Source organism: Burkholderia sp. RF2-non_BP3 (assembly GCF_001522185.1).
Classification (GTDB): Bacteria; Pseudomonadota; Gammaproteobacteria; order Burkholderiales; family Burkholderiaceae; genus Burkholderia; species Burkholderia diffusa.
Genome location: NZ_LOSU01000043.1, coordinates 185781 through 203617, shown reverse-complemented (window position 1 = coordinate 203617; position 17837 = coordinate 185781). Strand labels below are relative to the sequence as shown.

The 17837-nt window shown below is 70.8% G+C and carries 15 protein-coding genes; 5 read left to right on the top strand and 10 right to left on the bottom strand.

The window, feature by feature from the left end:
* Positions 1–15: 15 nt before the first annotated feature.
* Entirely contained in the window at positions 16–1632 is a 1617-nt protein-coding gene (gene mdlC, locus WS45_RS22835) for a benzoylformate decarboxylase (RefSeq protein ID WP_059701803.1), read from the bottom strand.
* Between the two features lie 99 nt (positions 1633–1731).
* Between mdlC and WS45_RS22830 the strand changes: the two genes are divergently transcribed.
* From WS45_RS22830 to WS45_RS22815, 4 genes are all read left to right on the top strand, one after another.
* On the top strand, positions 1732–2643 hold the full coding sequence (locus WS45_RS22830; RefSeq protein ID WP_059690592.1) for a LysR family transcriptional regulator: 912 nt from the start codon (positions 1732–1734) through the stop codon (positions 2641–2643).
* Between the two features lie 175 nt (positions 2644–2818).
* The gene (gene dalD / locus WS45_RS22825; RefSeq protein WP_059701801.1) at positions 2819–4213 is read left to right on the top strand and encodes a D-arabinitol 4-dehydrogenase; all 1395 of its coding nucleotides are present in this window, start codon (positions 2819–2821) and stop codon (positions 4211–4213) included.
* Between the two features lie 126 nt (positions 4214–4339).
* Positions 4340–5821, top strand: coding sequence for a xylulokinase (gene xylB, locus WS45_RS22820; RefSeq protein ID WP_059701798.1), 1482 nt, complete (start codon positions 4340–4342; stop codon positions 5819–5821).
* Positions 5822–5872: 51 nt separating this feature from the next.
* Positions 5873–6880: a sugar-binding transcriptional regulator gene (locus WS45_RS22815; protein WP_175911239.1), complete on the top strand. Its 1008-nt coding sequence runs from the start codon at positions 5873–5875 to the stop codon at positions 6878–6880.
* A gap of 13 nt (positions 6881–6893) precedes the next feature.
* Here WS45_RS22815 and WS45_RS22810 read toward each other — a convergent pair whose 3' ends face one another.
* Together WS45_RS22810 and WS45_RS22805 are read right to left on the bottom strand one after the other, a co-directional pair.
* Entirely contained in the window at positions 6894–8132 is a 1239-nt protein-coding gene (locus WS45_RS22810; RefSeq protein ID WP_059701796.1) for an MFS transporter, read from the bottom strand.
* Positions 8129–9325 carry a serine hydrolase domain-containing protein gene (locus WS45_RS22805; protein ID WP_059701793.1) on the bottom strand — a complete coding sequence of 399 codons (1197 nt, stop codon included), beginning with the start codon at positions 9323–9325 and terminating at the stop codon, positions 8129–8131. The genes WS45_RS22810 and WS45_RS22805 overlap by 4 nt, the downstream gene beginning before the upstream one ends.
* Before the next feature lie 113 nt (positions 9326–9438).
* Here WS45_RS22805 and WS45_RS22800 point away from each other — a divergent pair, with 113 nt between their 5' ends.
* Complete coding sequence (locus WS45_RS22800) at positions 9439–10323, top strand: LysR family transcriptional regulator (RefSeq protein ID WP_059527889.1); 885 nt, start codon at positions 9439–9441, stop codon at positions 10321–10323.
* A 13-nt stretch (positions 10324–10336) separates the two neighbouring features.
* Here WS45_RS22800 and WS45_RS22795 read toward each other — a convergent pair whose 3' ends face one another.
* From WS45_RS22795 to WS45_RS22765, 7 genes are all read right to left on the bottom strand, one after another.
* Positions 10337–11446, bottom strand: coding sequence for an ABC transporter ATP-binding protein (locus WS45_RS22795; RefSeq protein WP_059701791.1), 1110 nt, complete (start codon positions 11444–11446; stop codon positions 10337–10339).
* Positions 11447–11505: 59 nt separating this feature from the next.
* The gene (locus tag WS45_RS22790) at positions 11506–12231 is read right to left on the bottom strand and encodes an HAD family hydrolase (protein WP_059701789.1); all 726 of its coding nucleotides are present in this window, start codon (positions 12229–12231) and stop codon (positions 11506–11508) included.
* Entirely contained in the window at positions 12228–13079 is an 852-nt protein-coding gene (locus WS45_RS22785) for a carbohydrate ABC transporter permease (protein ID WP_059701786.1), read from the bottom strand. Before WS45_RS22785 ends, WS45_RS22790 begins: the two co-directional genes overlap by 4 nt.
* Positions 13076–14023 (bottom strand): carbohydrate ABC transporter permease, encoded by a 948-nt coding sequence (locus tag WS45_RS22780; RefSeq protein WP_059527898.1) that lies wholly within the window; start codon positions 14021–14023, stop codon positions 13076–13078. The genes WS45_RS22785 and WS45_RS22780 overlap by 4 nt, the downstream gene beginning before the upstream one ends.
* 102 nt (positions 14024–14125) lie before the next feature.
* Positions 14126–15451, bottom strand: a complete 1326-nt coding sequence (locus WS45_RS22775; protein ID WP_059527901.1) for an ABC transporter substrate-binding protein — start codon at positions 15449–15451, stop codon at positions 14126–14128.
* Between the two features lie 89 nt (positions 15452–15540).
* The gene (locus tag WS45_RS22770; protein ID WP_059701784.1) at positions 15541–16893 is read right to left on the bottom strand and encodes a D-tagatose-bisphosphate aldolase, class II, non-catalytic subunit; all 1353 of its coding nucleotides are present in this window, start codon (positions 16891–16893) and stop codon (positions 15541–15543) included.
* On the bottom strand, positions 16881–17837 hold the full coding sequence (locus WS45_RS22765; protein ID WP_059701957.1) for a sugar kinase: 957 nt from the start codon (positions 17835–17837) through the stop codon (positions 16881–16883). The genes WS45_RS22770 and WS45_RS22765 overlap by 13 nt, the downstream gene beginning before the upstream one ends.

The following is a 17837-nucleotide window of genomic DNA, read 5'->3' as shown; positions in this document are numbered from 1 at the left end:
GACGCGCAACGCGCGTCAGGCAACCTCGACGTCGACGACGACGGGCGTATCGGCCCGCAGCGCATCGGTCAGCGTGTCGTGCAGGCGCGCGGCATCGGCGACGCGGATGCCGCGGCACCCCATCCCCTGCGCGAGCGCGACGAAATCCAGGTCGGGCAGATCGGTGCCCTGCACCGGGTCGTCGGGGCCGAAGCCGAACACGGGCGCGAAATCCTGCAGCGCCGCGTAGCGCCGATTGTTCAGGATCACGAACGTGATCGGCAACTTCAGCTGCGCGGCGCTCCACAATGCCTGGATCGAATAGAGACTCGACCCGTCGCCGATCAGCCCGATCACGCGCCGCCCCGGCCGCGCGAGCGCGACGCCGACCGCAGCCGGCATCCCGTAGCCGAGCCCGCCGCTGTCCATCGTGTAGAACGTGCCGCTGCGCGTGAACGGCAGGTGCGCCTGCATCACCGGCCGCGCGCTCGGCGCTTCCTCGACGACGATGTCGTGCGCGTCGCGCACGTCGGCGAGCGTCTGCAGCGCGAATGCCACCGACATCCGCTCGCCGGCGGCCGGCGCTTCGGCGCGCGGGCGCGGCGGCCGCGGCGCGGGCATCGGTCGCTCGGGCGGCGCCGGCCGCGCCAGCAGGTCGCGTGCCGCGAGCCGCAGGTTGCCGACGACCGCGTCGCCCGACGGCGTCCACGCGGCGATGCCGGGATCGTCGACCAGCTGCACGAGCGTGGCGCCCGGCGGCACGTGCGGGCCGCTGCCCTCGATGTGATAGGTGAACGCGGGCGCGCCGAACGCGAACACGAGGTCGTGCCCGTCGAGCCGCGCGACGATCTTCTCGCGGATCGCGGGCAGGAAGCCGGCGAACAGCGGATGATCCTCGGGAAAGCTGCAGCGCCCCGACATCGGCGCGACGTACACGCTGGCCCGGTGCCGCTCGGCGAGCCGCACGACGTCGTCCCACGCACCGGCCCGATCGACGGCCGCGCCGACCACCAGCGCGGGACGCCGCGCCGCATCGAGCGCGTCGCCGAGCCGCGCGAGCGCATCGGGATCGGGCCGCACGACGCTGCTCACGTCGCGGCGCGGCAGCAGCTCGGCCGGCTGGTCCCAGTCGTCGACCGGGATCGACACGAACACCGGCCCGCGCGGCTCCTGCATCGCGATCCGGTACGCCCGCGCGATCGCGGCCGGCACGTCCTGCGCGCGCGCCGGCTCGATGCTCCATTTCACGTACGGCTTCGGCAGCTCGGCGGCCTGCGTCGCGCCGAGAAACGGATCGAACGGCAGGATCGCGCGCGCCTGCTGGCCCGCGGTGACGATCAGCGGCGTGCGGTTCCTGAACGCCGTGAACAGGTTGCCCATCGCGTTGCCGACGCCGGCCGCCGAATGCAGGTTGACGACCGCCGCGTTGCCGGTGGCCTGCGCATGACCGTCCGCCATGCCGACCACGACGGCCTCCTGCAGGCCGAGCACGTAGCGGAAATCGGCGGGGAAATCGCGGAACATCGGCAGCTCGGTCGAGCCGGGATTGCCGAACACGCGATCGATGCCGAACTGGCGAAACAGGTCGATGACGGCATCGCGAACGGTGATCGGGGCGGCCGGTGCGGCGGAATGGGACGGGGTGCCGGACATGCTCGGGCGTCTCCTTGGTGGCTTGGCGGTTTCCACAGTATCGAAGCGCGAGTCATTCACGGATACTGTATTTTTTGCGAAAAGCCATTACGGTTCGGCATGACTTTCGATCTCCGGCAATTGCGGGCATTCACGACCATCGTCGCGTGCGGCAGCCTCGGCCGCGCGGCCGACGCGCTGCACGTGACCCAGCCGGCGCTGAGCCGGATCCTGAAGCGGCTCGAGGACCAGGTCGGCGCGCCGCTGTTCGAGCGTCATTCGAAAGGCGTGCAGTTGACGGCATTCGGCGAGGCGCTGCTGCCGCACGCGACGCTGCTGCAGCACGAGGCCGAGCACGCGCGCGAGGAGCTCGACGCGATGCGCGGCTTCGCGAAGGGCACGATCAAGGTCGGCACGGTGGGCAGCATCGCGAGCCTCGTGCTGCCGGTCGCGGTCGGCCGCGTGCTCGATCGCTGGCCGAACCTGCGTGTCGAGATTCTCGAAGGCGTGTGGGACCGGCTCGCGGAAGGGCTGAACAAGCACGAGATCGATCTCGCGCTGTCCGCGCACGGGCCCGACACCGACGAGATCGTCGCGATTCCGGAGTGCCGCTGGGAAGATCGCAGCCATATCGTTGCGGCGCCGCACCATCCGCTGCGCGCGCTCGGCCGCGCACCGACGCTCGCCGATACGCTGCACGCGCGCTGGGCGATTCCGCCGCGCGGCACCGCGCCGTTCGACCACATGCGCGCGACCTTCGACGCGCACGGGCTTGCCCTTCCCGACATCGCGGTCGAGACGCGCTCGGTCACGACGCTGAAGAGCCTCGTCGCGCATGCCGGCTTCCTGAGCTGGATGGCCGAACCGATGTACGGCGCCGAACAGCGCGCCGGCACGATCGACACGCTGCCGGTGCGCGAGGTCGTCGCGGTGCGCACGCTCACCGCATTCCGGCGCCGCCACGGGATCCTGCCGGGGCCGGCCGGCAAACTGCTCGACGAACTCGTCGCGCTCACGCGCGAAGGTCGCTGACACCGCTCTCCCCTTCGCGCCCCGCATTCGCGCCGCCGCGCGCGCCGCCGCAGCGCACCATCGAAATGCCGTGTCCCCGCCTTGACTTTCGTTCGCCTGAATACGATCATTCGCTCACACAAAGAGCAAATGATCGTATTCGACAGGAAAGACTGGCACGAACAGGAGACACCGGATGAGCGAATCGTCCTCCGCCCGCGCGCCCGTGCTGCTGCACATCGGCGCGGGCTCGTTCCACCGCGCGCACCAGGCGTGGTATCTGCATCGCGTGAACGCGGCCGTTCCGGCCGACGAACGCTGGTCGCTGACCGTCGGCAACATCCGCGACGACATGCGCGCGACGATGGACGCGCTCGCCGCGCAGCACGGCGCGTACACGCTCGAAACCGTCACGCCGCAGGGCGAGCGCGCATACGAGACGGTCCGCGCGATCTCGCGCGTGCTGCCGTGGTCGATCGACCTCGCCGCGCTGATCGACGCCGGCGCCGACCCGGCCTGCCGGATCGTGTCGTTCACCGTGACCGAAGGCGGCTACTACCTCGACGAACACAACCGGCTCGACCTCGCGAACGCCGATCTCGCGGCCGACCTGCAGGGCGCGCGCACGACGCTGTACGGCGCGCTCGCGGCGCTGCTCGCCGAGCGCGTGAAGCGCGGCGCGGGCCCGCTCACGCTGCAGAGCTGCGACAACCTGCGCAACAACGGCGCGCGCTTTCGCGCGGGCATGCGCGAATTCCTCGAACGGCGCGGCGAGGACGGCCTGCTCGCGTGGTTCGACGCGAACGTCGCGACGCCGAGCGCGATGGTCGACCGCATCACGCCACGCCCGACCGCCGACGTGCGCGAACGCGTGCGCGCGGCCACCGGCGTCGACGACGCATGCCCGGTGATGGGCGAATCGTTCATCCAGTGGGTGATCGAGGACCGCTTCGCGGCCGGCCGGCCGCGCTGGGAGCTGGCCGGCGCGGAGCTGGTCGACGACGTGCACCCGTACGAGGAAGCGAAGATCCGCATCCTCAACGCGACGCACAGCTGCATCGCGTGGGCCGGCACGCTCGCGGGCTACACGTACATCCACGAGGGCACGCACGACGCGGCGATCCGCCGGTTCGCGCACGACTACGTGACGCAGGACGTGATCCCGTGTCTCAGCCCGAGCCCGCTCGATCTCGAACGCTACCGCGACGTCGTGCTCGAACGCTTCGGCAACCCGTACGTGCTCGACACGAACCAGCGCGTCGCGGCCGACGGCTTCTCGAAGATTCCCGGCTTCATCGCGCCGACGCTCGCCGAATCGCTCACACGCGGCGCGGCGCCGGTCGCCACCGCCGTGTTGCCGGCGCTGTTCCTGCGCTTTCTCGAACGCTGGGCGCGCGGCTTGCTTCCGTATGCGTACCAGGACGGCGTGATGGACGACGGCGCCGCGCGCGCGATCGTCGAAGCCGACGACCCTGTCGTCGCGCTGTGCGCGAGCCGCGCGCTGTGGGGCTCGCTCGCCGGCAACGCGGCGCTGTTCGACGCGCTGCGCGCCGGGCTCGCACGCGTCGACGCATGGCTCGCGCAGCGCTGACGCGCGACGGCCGGCAGCCTCGCAACCGGCCGCCGCGAGCGGCCGCGCATCCGGGCGAACCTGCGTTGGCAGGTGCGCATGCGTGCGGCTAAAGTAGCGGCTCCTCACTGACGGAACGGATCGCTCATGTATCTCGGCATCGACCTCGGCACCTCGGAAGTGAAGGTGCTGCTGCTTGCCCCGGACGGCACGGTGGTCGGCACCGCGGGCACGCCGTTCAGCGTGTCGCGGCCGCACCCGCGCTGGGCGGAACAGCATCCGGACGACTGGTGGCGCGGCACGCTCGCCGCGCTCGCGGCGCTGCGCGAGCGGCATCCGCACGCATTCGCGCAGGTGCGCGGGATCGGCCTGTCGGGCCAGATGCACGGCGCGGTGCTGCTCGGCCGCGACGACCGCGTGCTGCGCCCCGCGATCCTGTGGAACGACATGCGCAGCGCCGACGAATGCGCGCTGCTCACCGAACGCGCCCCCGATCTGCACGCGCTCGCCGGCAACCTGGCGATGCCCGGCTTCACCGCGCCGAAACTGCTGTGGGTCGCGAAGCACGAGCCCGACGTGTTCGCGGCGACCGCGTGCGTGCTGATGCCGAAGGACTACCTGCGTTTCCGTCTCACCGGCGCGAAGGTGTCCGACCCGTCCGACGCGGCCGGCACGCTGTGGCTCGACGTCGCGCGCCGCGACTGGTCCGACGCGCTGCTCGCCGCGTGCGACATGACGCGGGCGCAGATGCCGCGCATCGTCGAAGGCAACGCGCCGTCCGGCACGCTGCGCGCGGATCTCGCGCGCGAGCTCGGGCTGTCGGAGGCCGTCGTGGTGGCGGGCGGCGGCGGCGACAACGCGACCAGCGCGCTCGGCATCGGCGCGATCCACGCGGGCGACGGCTTCGTGTCGCTCGGCACGTCCGGCGTGCTGAGCGTGGTCGGCGACCGCTTCATGCCGAACTCCGCATCGGCCGTGCATGCGTTCTGCCACGCGATTCCCGATCGCTGGCAACTGATGAGCGTCGTGCTGTCGGCCGCGAGCTGCCTGCGCTGGGTCTGCAAGCTGACGGGCACGGACGAGCCGGCGCTGCTCGCCGAAATCGAGGCGCTCGACGCGGACGCGCTCGCGACGGCGCCGCTGTTCCTGCCGTACCTGTCCGGCGAACGCACGCCGCACAACGATCCTTATGCGCAGGGCGTGTTCTTCGGGATGACGCACGCGACCGAACGCGCGCACCTCGGCTACGCGGTGCTCGAAGGCGTGACGCTCGGCCTCGCGGACGGCCTCGACGCGCTGCATGCGGCCGGCGTCGAAACCGACCGCCTGTCGCTGATCGGCGGCGGCGCGCGCAGCGCGTTCTGGGCGCAGCTGATCGCCGATGCGCTGAACGTGCGCACGTGCCGGCACGGCGGCGGCGAAACCGGTGCGGCGCTCGGCGCCGCGCGCCTGGGCTGGCTCGCCGTCGGCGGCGATCCGCATGCCGTGCTGACCAAGCCGCCGGTGCGCGCCGAATACGTGCCGGATGCCGGCCGTCATGCGCTGCTGCGCGAGCGCCTCGACGCATTCCGCGCGCTGTATCGCCACGTGCGCCCGCTTTACGAACCGTCGCGCGCGCGGCTCGCGTAAGCGGCGACGCGCAGCGGCCGGCGGCCGCGCATCCGGCATGCGTTACAGTGGATGCCGTTGCGCCGCCCGACGGCCGACCCCGATCCGAACCGAACCGCTATCGTGTCCAAGTCCTCAGAAAAACTCGATCTCGCCACGCGCGCCGCGTGGCTCTACTACGTCGCGGGCGACACGCAGAACGAAATCGCCGAGAAGCTGCAGGTGTCGCGCCCGGTCGCGCAGCGCCTCGTCGCGTTCGCGGTCGAGAAGAACCTGATCCGCGTGCGCGTCGATCATCAGCTCGCCGATTGTCTCGACCTCGGCGCGCAGCTGTCGAAGCGCTATGGGCTCGCGATGTGCGAAGTCGTGCCCGTCGACGCCGACGCGCCCGAAGCGATCGACCGCAAGCTCGCGGTCGCCGGCGCGCAGGTGATGGAGCGCTACCTGAACGAGACGCGACCGATGGTGATCGCCGTCAGCAGCGGCCGGACGCTGAAGGCCGCGGTCGCGCAGATCGCGCAGATCGAGCGGCCGCAGCACCGGCTCGTGTCGATGGTCGGCGCGATCGCGGCCGACGGCTCGTCGAACCGCTACGACGTCGCGCAGTACATCTCCGAGAAAACCGGCGGCAAGCACTTCCTGCTGCCCGCGCCGCTGTTCGCCGACAGTGACGCCGAGCGCGCGCAATGGTGCAATCACCGGCTGTACCGGATCGTCGACGCGCTGTCGGCGCAGGCCGATGTCGCGTTCGTCGGGATCGGCAACATCGGCCCGCACTGCCCGCTCTACGAGGACGGCTTCATCACCGAACAGGAACGCGACGAGATGACCGCGCTCGGCGCGGTGGCCGAACTGCTCGGCGTGCCGATCGATGCGCAGGGCAAGCTGGTCGACGTGTCGACCAGCGCGCGCGTGACGAGCGTCGCGCTCGACGCGCCGCCGAAGCGCCCGACGATCGCGTTCGCGGGCGGCCCGAAGAAGCGCGACGCCGTGATCGCCGCGCTGCGCGGCGGCTGGCTGTCGGGGCTCGTCACCGACGAGACCTGCGCGCGCGCGGCGCTCGAGGCGAAGGCGGCCTGACGCCGCCCAACGCTCACGCGGCCGCGCGCGGCGCCGGAAACGCGTGCCGGCGCGCGCGCCACGCGCCGATCCACGCCGCGGCCAGCAGCGCGACGAGCACCCATGGAATCGCCCCCGCACCCGTCGCGCCGAGCAGCATCCCGCCCGCGATGCCGCCGCCCGCGATCGCCAGATTCCACACCGTCACGAGCATCGACTGCGCGACATCGGCCGCGTCGCCCGCCGCGTTCGCGGCAGCCGTCTGGAACAGCGTCGGCGCGCCGCCGAACGCGAGCCCCCAGAGCGCGACGCCCGCATACACGATCGTCATGCCGGACCCGGCGCCGAGCATCGCCGCCGCAAGCGCGAACAGCGCGATGCTCGCGAGCGTCAGCCGCCGCTGCGCGGCGCCGATCCATGCGCCCGTCAGCGCGATGCCGACCAGCGACGCGACGCCGAACACGAACAGCACCGCATCGACCTGCGCGCCCATCCGCACGCCCGCGAGGAACGGCGCGACGTACGTGTACAGCATGTTGTGCGCAAGCACGTACGCGAACATCACGACCAGCACCGGCCGCACGCCGGGCAGCGCGAACACGCGGCGCACCGGCGCGCGCGCGCCGGCCTGCTGCCCCGGAAAGTCGGGCACGCGCAGCCGGATCCAGCCGATCAGCGCGAGCGCCGCGACCGTGATGCCCGCGAACGCGACGCGCCAGCCGAACATCGCGCCGAGCGCGGTGCCGGCCGGAATGCCGATCGACATCGCGACCGGCGCGCCGAGCATCGCGACCGCGATCGCACGGCCGCGCAACGATGCGTCGACCATCCGGCTCGCGTAGCCCGCCAGCAGCGCCCACAGCAGCCCGGCCGACATGCCCGCGACGAAGCGCGCGGCGAGCGTGAGCGCGTAATACGGCGACGCGGCCGTCAGCGCGTTCGACACGACGAACCCGGCGAGCGCCGCGAGCAGCAGCCGGCGTCTGCGCATCGCGCGCGTCGCGGCGACGAGCGGAATCGCCGCGACGATCGAGCCGAGCGCATAGACGGTCACGAGCTGGCCGATCAGCGCCTCGGTCACGCGCAGGTCGACGCTCATCAACGGGAGGAGGCCCGCCGGCAACGCTTCGGTGAGGATCGTGATGAACCCGGCGGTCGCGAGCGCCAGCAGGTTCGCGACCGGCAAGCCTTCGCGCGCCGGCGCGGACAATCCGCACGCCGGGTCGGCGATGCGGTCGGAGACGCGATCGGAAACGGCTACGCACTCGCTCATGTCGCGCTCCGTTCGTCGACGCCGTACACCGCATCGCGCACGTCGGTGACGAAACGCCCGTGCATCCCTTCGTACAACGTATTGGTCAGCGCGACGACCGTCAGCCCGGCCGCGCGATCGACGAACCACGCGTGCCCGTATGCACCGCCCCAGCGCCACGTGCCGACCGACTCCGGCGACTGCGCGGCCGCCGGATCGCGCAGCACCGAAAATCCCAGCCCGAAGCCGAATCCCGGCGCGTCCGGCAGGTCGTGCGCGCCCGGCTGCACACGCGCCATCTCGTCGATCCAGCGGCGCGCGAGCCAGCCGTCGCGGCCGGTGCGCAACGTCTCGAGCAGCGTCAGGCAGTCGCGCGCGGTGCCGACCATCCCCGCGCCGCCCGACGGCCACGCGGCCGCGTCGAACGCGCGCGCCGGCGCGAAGCGGATGCCGACCGTGCCGTCGTACACCGGCGCGAGATCGTCGTCGGCCATCCGCCGCGGCGCGCCCGGCGTGCTCACGTACGGCGTCGCGAAGCGCGCCGCATCGCGTGAGAAGAACGCGGTGTCCGTCATCCCGAGCGGCGTCGTGACGAGCGCGGCCACGGCGTCGGCGAGCGGCCTGCCGTCGACCGCCTCGATCAGCGCGCCGACCACGTCGGTCGCGAGCGAGTAATCCCACGACGTGCCGGGCGCGAACCGCAGCGGCACGCCTGCGATGCGCCGCACGTTCTCCGCGAGCGACAGGTCCGCGCGGTCCATCCCGTCGGACACGCCGGCACGCGCATACGGGCCGTCGGCGTCGGCTTCGAGGAAGCGATAGCCGAGCCCGGCCGTATGCGACAGCAGATGACGCAACGTGATGTCGGCCGGCGTGCCGTCGGCCAGCGTCGGCCGGAACGCGGGTAGCCAGCGCGCGACCGGCTCGTCGAGTTCGATGCGTGCCGCCGCGACCAGCCGCATCGCGGCGGCCGTCACGATCGGCTTCGATACCGACGCGAGCCGGAACAGCGTGTCCTCCCGCATCGGCGTGCCGGCCTCGCGATCGGCGAGACCGGCCGCGCGCGCGTAGCGAAGCTCGCCGTCGCGGGCGACCAGCACGACCGCGCCGACCACGCGCGCGTCGGCCAGCGCGCGGTCGAGCGCGGCATCGAGGCGCTCGGGCAGCGCGGCGTCCGGTTCGGCGCGATGAACGGAGACAGGCAGGGATGACATGGCGTGACCTCGAAGAGAGAAGGAACGCCCATCGTAGGGAACCGGCGCAATAAGAAAAACCGGGTTAGAGTTCCGGACACTCCGGACGTCGATGTCCGCAATCGGGAACCTGCATGGAAAATCTTGGCGGTTTCGTCGTGTTCGTCCAGGTCGCGGAAACGCGCAGTTTCGTCGCGGCCGGCCGCGCGCTCGGGTTGTCGGCGTCCGCGATCGGCAAGCGCATCGCGCGGCTCGAGGCCCGGCTGAACGTGCGGCTCTTCCACCGCAGCACACGCAGCATCACGCTGACCGCGGAAGGCACGCGCTTCCTGGAACGGTGTCGGCGCGTGATCGCCGAGATCGACGCGGCCGAGCAGGAACTGACGCACAGCGCCGAAGCGCCGCGCGGGCGCTTGCGCGTGAGCCTGCCGACGATCGGCACGCTGCTGCTGCCGCTGCTCGCCGATTTCATGGCCGCGTATCCGGAAATCGAACTCGACATCGATTTCAGCGACCGCCTCGTCGACGTCGTCGACGAAGGCTTCGATGCGGTGCTGCGCACCGGCCGGCCGACGGATTCGCGACTGTCGTCGCGACTGCTCGGCCATTTCCGGCAGCACCTCGTCGCGTCGCCCGGCTATCTCGAACGGCACGGCGCGCCGCGCACGCCGGCCGATCTCGCTCGGCATCGCTGCCTGCACTACCGTTTCCCGAGCAGCGGCAAGCTCGAGACCTGGCCGTTGCGCGCGTCGCGCTCGGGCACGCCGCCGGTGGTGCCCGTCTCGATGGTCAGCAACAACGCCGAGACCCGCCTGTGCTTCGCCCAGCGCGGGCTCGGCATCGCGTGCCTGCCCGAATTCTTCGTGCGCGACGCGCTCGACGACGGCACGCTGCATGCAGTGCTCGACGAATACGTCGCGAGCCGCACGCCGATCTACGTCCTGTGGCCGTCAGGGCGCCATCCGACGCCGAAACTGCGCGCCTTCGTCGATTACATGGTCGCGCACCTGCGCATCTGACCGCGCCCTGCCGTCACGCCGCCTTCGCGTGCGGGCTCAGCCGGCGCAGCGCCTGTCCGTGTTCGTCGAACAGGTGGCAGTGTTCGGCCTGCGCATGCACGTGCAGCGCCTCGCCGGTGCGGTACGTGTCGAGCGGCGGAATCCGCGCGATCAGCCCGTCCGGCGCGACGGCCGACTCCGCGTACAGATACGCGGCATCGCCGAGCGATTCGACGGCCATCGTCCGCGCGGCGACGCCGGTTGCCGCCTGCGCCACCAGCAGATGCTCGGGCCGCACGCCGACGGTCACCGCCGCGCCGCGCTGCAGCCCGGCCGCGTCGACCGCGACGCGCTGCGTCTCGCCGCTGCCGAAGCGCACCAGCACGCCGGTCGCATCGGTCGACTCGACCGTGCCCGTCAGGAAATTCATCTTCGGCGAGCCGATGAAGCCCGCGACGAACTGGTTGGCCGGCGCGTGGTACAGCGCGTTCGGCGTGCCGACCTGCTGCACCGCGCCGCCCGACAGCACGACGATCTTGTCGGCGAGCGTCATCGCCTCGACCTGGTCGTGCGTCACGTAGATCATCGTCGTCTTCAGCTCGTCGTGCAGCCGCGCGAATTCCAGCCGCATCTTCACGCGCAGCGCCGCGTCGAGGTTCGACAACGGCTCGTCGAACAGGAACACCTTCGGCTTGCGCGTGATCGCGCGGCCGATCGCGACGCGCTGCCGCTGGCCGCCCGACAACTGCTTCGGCTTGCGGTCGAGCAGGTGATCGATGTGCAGGATCTTCGCGGCCTGCTTCACCGCCTGGTCGATCTCGGGCTTCTTCGCGCCGGCGAGCTTCAGGCCGAACGCCATGTTGTCGTACAGCGTCATGTGCGGGTACAGCGCATACGACTGGAATACCATCGCGATGCCGCGCTTCGCGCTCGGCACGTCGTTGACCTTCGCGCCATCGATCAGCAGGTCGCCGCTCGAGATGTCCTCGAGCCCGGCGATCATCCGCATCAGCGTGGATTTGCCGCAGCCGCTCGGCCCGACGAACACGACGAATTCGCCGTCGGCGATGTCGAGGTTCACGTTGCGCAGCACTTCGGTGTCGTCGTAGCGCTTCGCGATGTTGCGCAGGAGCACGCTTGCCATGATCTGTCTCCGTTCGTTCGTGATGCGCCGCGTTCGATGCGGCGCGATCGTTCGTGGTACTAATTCGGCAGCACGGCGCCGGTCGCCTGCCAGCGCGCGACGTAGCCGGGCAGCTCGTGCATGTCGTCGAATACGTGACGCGCGCCGATTCCGCGCAGCGCGTCGATCTGCGCGGCCGACGCATGCCCGCCGCCGATGAAGCCGAGCACGGTCATGCCGGCCGCGGCGGCCGCGGTGATGCCGGTCACGCTGTCCTCGACGACGAGGCATTGCGCGGGCACCGCGCCGAGCGCGCGTGCGGCCGCGAGATACACGTCGGGCGCGGGCTTCGGCCTGGCGACGGCATCCGCGCAGAACAGCCGGTCGCCGAAGAAGCGCGCGAGGCCGGTGCGGGCGAGCGCCGCCTCGACGTATGCGCGGTAGCTGTTGCTCGCGCATGCCGTCGTCAGACCGATCGCGGCAAGTGCCGTATCGATGCCGGCGACCATCGGCGCGTTGACCGCCGCCGCCTCGACCGCGCGGCGGATCGCGTCGACGTCGACCTCCGTCAGCGTGCGGCCGACCGCCTCGCTCGCGCCGGCCAGCACGCGCTCGATGCGCAGCCCGAGCAGCGGCATCACCGCCGGCCGCGCGTCGACGCCCGGCCAGCGCGCGTCCAGCTCGCGCACGATCACGTCGGCGGCGACGGCCTCGCTGTCGATCAGCACGCCGTCGCAATCGCAGATCAGCACGTTCATTCCGTGGCCGACCGCGCCTTTTCCGCCCGCGCCTTCGGCCGCGCTCATTTGACCGCCCCGAACGTGAGCCCGCGCACGAGCTGCTTCTGCGACAGCCAGCCGACGATCAGGATCGGCGCGACGGCCAGCAGGGAAGCCGCGGACAGCTTCGCCCAGAACAGCCCCTCGGGGCTCGAGTACGACGCGATGAACACGGTCAGCGGCGCGGCGCTCGAGCTCGACAGGTTGATGCTCCAGAAGGCCTCGTTCCACGACAGGATCACGAGCAGGAGCGCGGTGGACGCGAGACCCGGCAGCGCCATCGGCATCAGCAGGTAGACGATCTCCTGCCACGTCGACGCGCCGTCGATGCGCCCGGCTTCGAGGATGTCCTTCGGAATCTCGTTGAAGTACGTGAAGGTCATCCAGACCGCGATCGGCAGGTTGATCAGCGTGTACACGATCACGAGGCCCGACACGGTATCGAGCAACCCCGCGTTCTTCCACAGCAGGTAGATCGGCACGAGCACGCCGACCGACGGCATCATCTTGGTCGACAGCATCCACAGCAGCACCTTCTGCGTGCGGTGGTTCGGGAAGAACGCCATTGCATAAGCCGCAGGCACGGCGAGCAGCAGCGAAATCACCGTGACGCCGGCCGAAATCAGCACCGAATTCCACGCGAACGCGAAGTAGTTGCTGCGCGCGAACACCTCGCGGAAGCTGTCGAGCGTCGGCATGAAGAACAGCGACGACGCGTACGCCTGCTGCTCGGTCTTGAACGCGGTGATCGCCATCCAGAAGATCGGGAAGAACAGCAGCAGCGCGAGCAGCCACGCGAGCGCGCCGGGCAGCGCACGCCGCACGAGGGCGAACGCGGCCGGCGCGCGCCGGCCTTCGAGAGTCAGGTCGCTCATTTCTCGTACTCCCCCTTCAGGTTGCGCGCGAGCATCCGCACCAGGAAGAACGACACGACGTTCGCGACCACGACGGCGATGATCCCGCCCGCGGATGCGAGGCCGACGTCGAACTGCTGCAGGCCGAGCGCATAGATCAGGTACGACAGGTTGGTCGTCGCGTTGCCGGGGCCGCCGCCCGTCGTCGTGTAGATCTCCGCGAAGATCGACAGCAGGAAGATCGTCTCCATCATCACGACCACGGCGATCGCGCGCTTCAGGTGCGGCAGCGTGATGTAGAAGAACATCGCGATCGCGCCCGCGCCGTCGATGCGCGCGGCTTCCTTCTGTTCCTGGTCGAGCGACTGGATCGCGGTGAACAGGATCAGGAACGCGAACGGCAGCCACTGCCAAGCGACGATGATGATCACGGCGGTGAGCGGGTAGTCGGCGAACCAGTCGATGGGCGTCATCCCGAGCGCGCGCATCGCGTTCGCGACGAGCCCGTACACCGGATGCAGGATCATGTTCTTCCAGATCAGCGCGGCGACCGTCGGCATCACGAAGAACGGCGCGATCACGAGCAGGCGCGCCACGCCCTGCCCGTAGAACTTGCGGTCGAACAGCACGGCCATCAGCACGCCGCCGACCACGGTGATCGCGAGCACCGCGCCGATCAGCACGAGCGTGTGCCAGATCGCGGGCAGGAACGACGGATCGGTCGCGAGGAAGCGGTAGTTGTCGAACCCGGCAAAGCCCTTCACGTCCGGGTTCAGCAGGTTGTAGCGCGAGAACGAATACCAGATCGTCATCGCGAGCGGGATCGACATCCACAGCAGCAGCACCGCGACGGACGGCGACACGAGCCAGCTGGCGCCGCCGCGCGCGCGGCGCGGCGCGCCCGGCGGCGACGACGCGTCGCCGACCGACGGCGCGTGGCTCAGGGGAAGACGTAAATGACGCATGATCGGAGTCCCTCCGGTTGAGGCGCGGGCGCGAACGGCCGCCCCGCCTGTCTGCTTCGGCGACGGGCACCGTGCGCGGCGGCGCGCACGGTGCGGGCCGCGTTACTTCTTGTAGCCGGCCTGACGCACCGCGCGATCGGCGGCGGCCTGTCCGGCGGCGAGCGCCTGGTCGACCGTCATCTGGCCGGCCACCGCACCCGCGATCGCCTGTCCGACCACCGTGCCGAACGACTGGAATTCAGGAATCCCGACATACTGCACGCCCGTGTACGGCACCTTCTTCAGCGACGGATCGTTCGGGTCGGCCGTCTCGATCGCCTTCAGCACGAAGTCCGAGAACGGCGCGGCGGCCTTGTACTCGGGGCGCTGGTAGGTCGACGCGCGCGTGCCCGGCGGCACCGACGCCCAGCCTTCGTCCTTGCCGGCCATCTCGATGTACTGCTTGGACGTCGCCCACGCGATGAACTTGCGCGCGGCGTCCTGCTGCTTCGACGTCTTCGGCACGGCCAGCGCCCATGCCCACAGCCAGTGCGAGCCCTTCGGCGTGGCGGCGACCGGCGCGGCCGCGAAGCCGATCTTGTCGGCGACCTGCGACTGCTGTTTGTTATAGAGCATCCCGGCCGCGACCGTCGCATCGATCCACATCGCGCACTTGCCCGATGCGGTCAGGGTCAGGTTCTCGTTGAAGCCGTTCGAGCTTGCTCCCGGCGGGCCGTCTTTCTTCAGCAGGTTCACGTAGAAATTGATCGCCTTCTTCCATTCCGGCGACGTCAGCTGCGCGTTCCAGTTCTCGTCGAACCAGCGCCCGCCGAACGTGTTCACGACCGTCGACACGTACGCCATGTTCTCGCCCCACCCGGCCTTGCCGCGCAGGCAGATGCCGTAGGTGCCCTTCGCCTTGTCGGTGAGCTTGTCCGCGAATTCGGCGATCTGGTCGTAGGTCGGCTGGTCGGGCATCTTCAGCCCCTTCGCCGCGAACAGGTCCTTGCGGTAGAACGTCATCGAGCTTTCGACGTAGAACGGCAGCGCATACAGCTGGCCGTTGTACGACAGGCTGTCGCGCGCGGTCTTCACGATGTCGTTCAGGTCGTAGTCGGCGGGCAGGCCCGTCATCGGCGCGAGCCAGCCGCGCTTGCCCCACTGCGGCGTCTCGTACGTGCCGATCGCCATCACGTCGAACTGGCCGCTGCCGGTCGTGATGTCGGTCGTCGCGCGCTGGCGCAGCACGTTTTCCTCGAGAATCACCCAGTTCAGCTTGATGTCCGGGTTCGCCTTCTCGAACGCCGGCGACAGCTTCTTCAACTCGATCATGTCCGGGTTGTTCAGCGTCGCGATCGTCAGCGTGCCGGCGGACGCCGCGCACGCGGCCGTCGCGAGCGCGGCTCCGGCGAAGCAGCGTGCGGCGGCATCGAGCATCTTTCGTTGCATGGCATGTCTCCTGTGATTGTTCGAACTGTCGTCGGTGTTGCGTGTTGCGTATTGCGCGTTTCGTATTGCGTCGCTTCCTTCGCGGCCCGTCACGCCGGCCGCTGCATCCCGCACGCGCGCGCATAGTGCGCGATCACGTCGCGTATCCGGTGGCGCACCCATGCGCGCGGCTCTCTCGCGAGGCCGCCCGCGCGGCACGCGGCGTACACGTCCGGCAGCCACTGCGCGACGAGCGTCTCGGGCACGGGCTGCCGCGCAAGGTTGTCGAACAACTGATCGACCGCCGCCGCGACGGCCGGCTGCAGCCAGTAATAGCGGATCCGGTCGCTGTAGCTGAACTGGCGCGCGAGCCGCTGCTCGGTTTCGTCGCCGCGGTAATACGGCGCCCAGTGCTCGGGCTGCGCGCGCATCGCGGCGTCGACGACGTCGCGCAACCGCGAGCGCTGCGCGACGTCGTCGATCAGCGCGTCCTCGATGAAGGTGAGCGCGAACAGCGCCTCGCGCAACGCGAAGGTCAGCGCGGGCCCGACCTTCAGCACCGCGAAGTGGTCGCGCACGAGCGCGGCGAGCGCGCCTTCGGTCTGGTAGTCGGTCGAATGCGCTTCGAACACGAGGCGCGGCGTGCGCAGGATGCTCGCGCCGAGCGACGCGGCCTTCGCGCTGTCGTAGTCCAGCACGTGGCGATCGTCGAAATCGACGCCCGGCTGCGCGACGATCGCGACCACGCGCGTCCAAGCGTCGTCGAGCCCGGCCGCCGCGAATGCGCCGCGATGCGCGTCCAGCGTCGCGGCGATGCTGTCGCTGCGCGTGACCGCGATCCGCGCGATCGCATCGCCGCCCGTGCCGCCAGCCACTTCGCCGCCCGGCGTCGGCACCTCGGTGCCGATCACGTACACGGGCGCGACGCCGGCGCGCGCCGCCGCGTCTTCGGCCGCGCGGCACAGCTCGGCCGCGCGGGCGGCGATGGTCCGGTCGTCGAGCCGCGCCGGATCGTCCGCGCACGCCATGCTCGCGTCGAGGTGGATCTTCTCGAAACCGGCTTCGACGTATGCGGCGACCATCGCGGCCGCTTCGCGCATCGCATCGGCCGCGCGGCGGTGCCGCCACGGGTTCGGGCCCAGATGGTCGCCGCCGAGCACCAGCGCCGACGGCGCGAGCCCGCAGCGCTGCGCGATCGCATCGACGTCGCGCCGGAAATCGGCGGGCGTCATGCCCGTGTAGCCGCCGAGATGGTTCACCTGGTTGCAGGTCGCCTCGATCAGGAGCGGCGAGCCGTCCGCGCGCGCGGCCTCGCACGCGGCCTCCAGCACGAGCCGGTGCGCGCTGCAGACCGAATAGATGCCGCGCTGCGCATCCGCGCGGTTCGCGTCGAAGATCATCCGCAGCACGGTGCCGGCGTGCGCGTTGCGCGGGCGTTCGGCGACGGGGGTCAGGCCGGACATGCGACACCTCGTTCGGTCAGGAAGCGGTCGATTTCCGTCGCGCTGCTGTTGCCCTCCATCGGGCCGCGCCGCGTGACCGCGATCGCGCCGGCCGCGTTCGCGCGGCGCAGCGCGACGTCGACCGGCAGGCCGGCGACGAGGCTCGCGACCAACGTGCCGCCGAAGCAGTCGCCGGCGCCGGTCGGATCGAGTTCGTCGACCGGCCAGGCCGGCACGTCCACACGGCTCGCACGGTCGAACGCGGCGCTGCCTGCCGCGCCGCGCTTGAGCACGACGCGCTCGAGCAGCGGATGCGTCGCGAGCAGCCCCGCGATCGCGCGCTCGGCCGGCTGCTGCCCGCAGAAGAACGGCAGGTCGGCCTCGCTCGGCAGAAACAGATGACACGCGGCGAGCATCGTGTCGAGCGCCGCGCGCATCGGACGAAAGCTGAGCATCTCGGGCCGCACGTTCGGGTCGAACGACACCTTCGCGCCGACGCGCGCCGCTTCGATCACGCCGCGCTGGACCGCCGCGATCGCCGATTCGCTCGTCAGCGACGAGCCCATCACGTGGAAGTAGCGGCAGCCGTCGAACATCGCGGAGTCGACGTCGGATGCATCGACGCACGCGGCCGCGCTGGTGGACAGGCTGAACACGAAGCTGCGCGAGCCGTCGTCGCGATACGCGACGAACGCGGTGCCGGTGGGACGCGCGACACGACGAATGCGCGCGACGTCGACGCCGTCGTGCTCGAGCCGCGCGACGATCGCGTCGCCGAACGCATCGCGCCCAACGCAGCCCGCATACGCGACGCGCGCGCCGAGCCGCGCGGCCTGGTCGGCGAAGATCGCCGGCGCGCCGCTCGGAAACGGCCCCGCGAACAGGCCCGGCGTGTCGAAGCCCTGGCCGCGCTCGGCGGCGACGAATTCGGCCAGCAGTTCGCCGGCGACGACGATCTCGGCCAT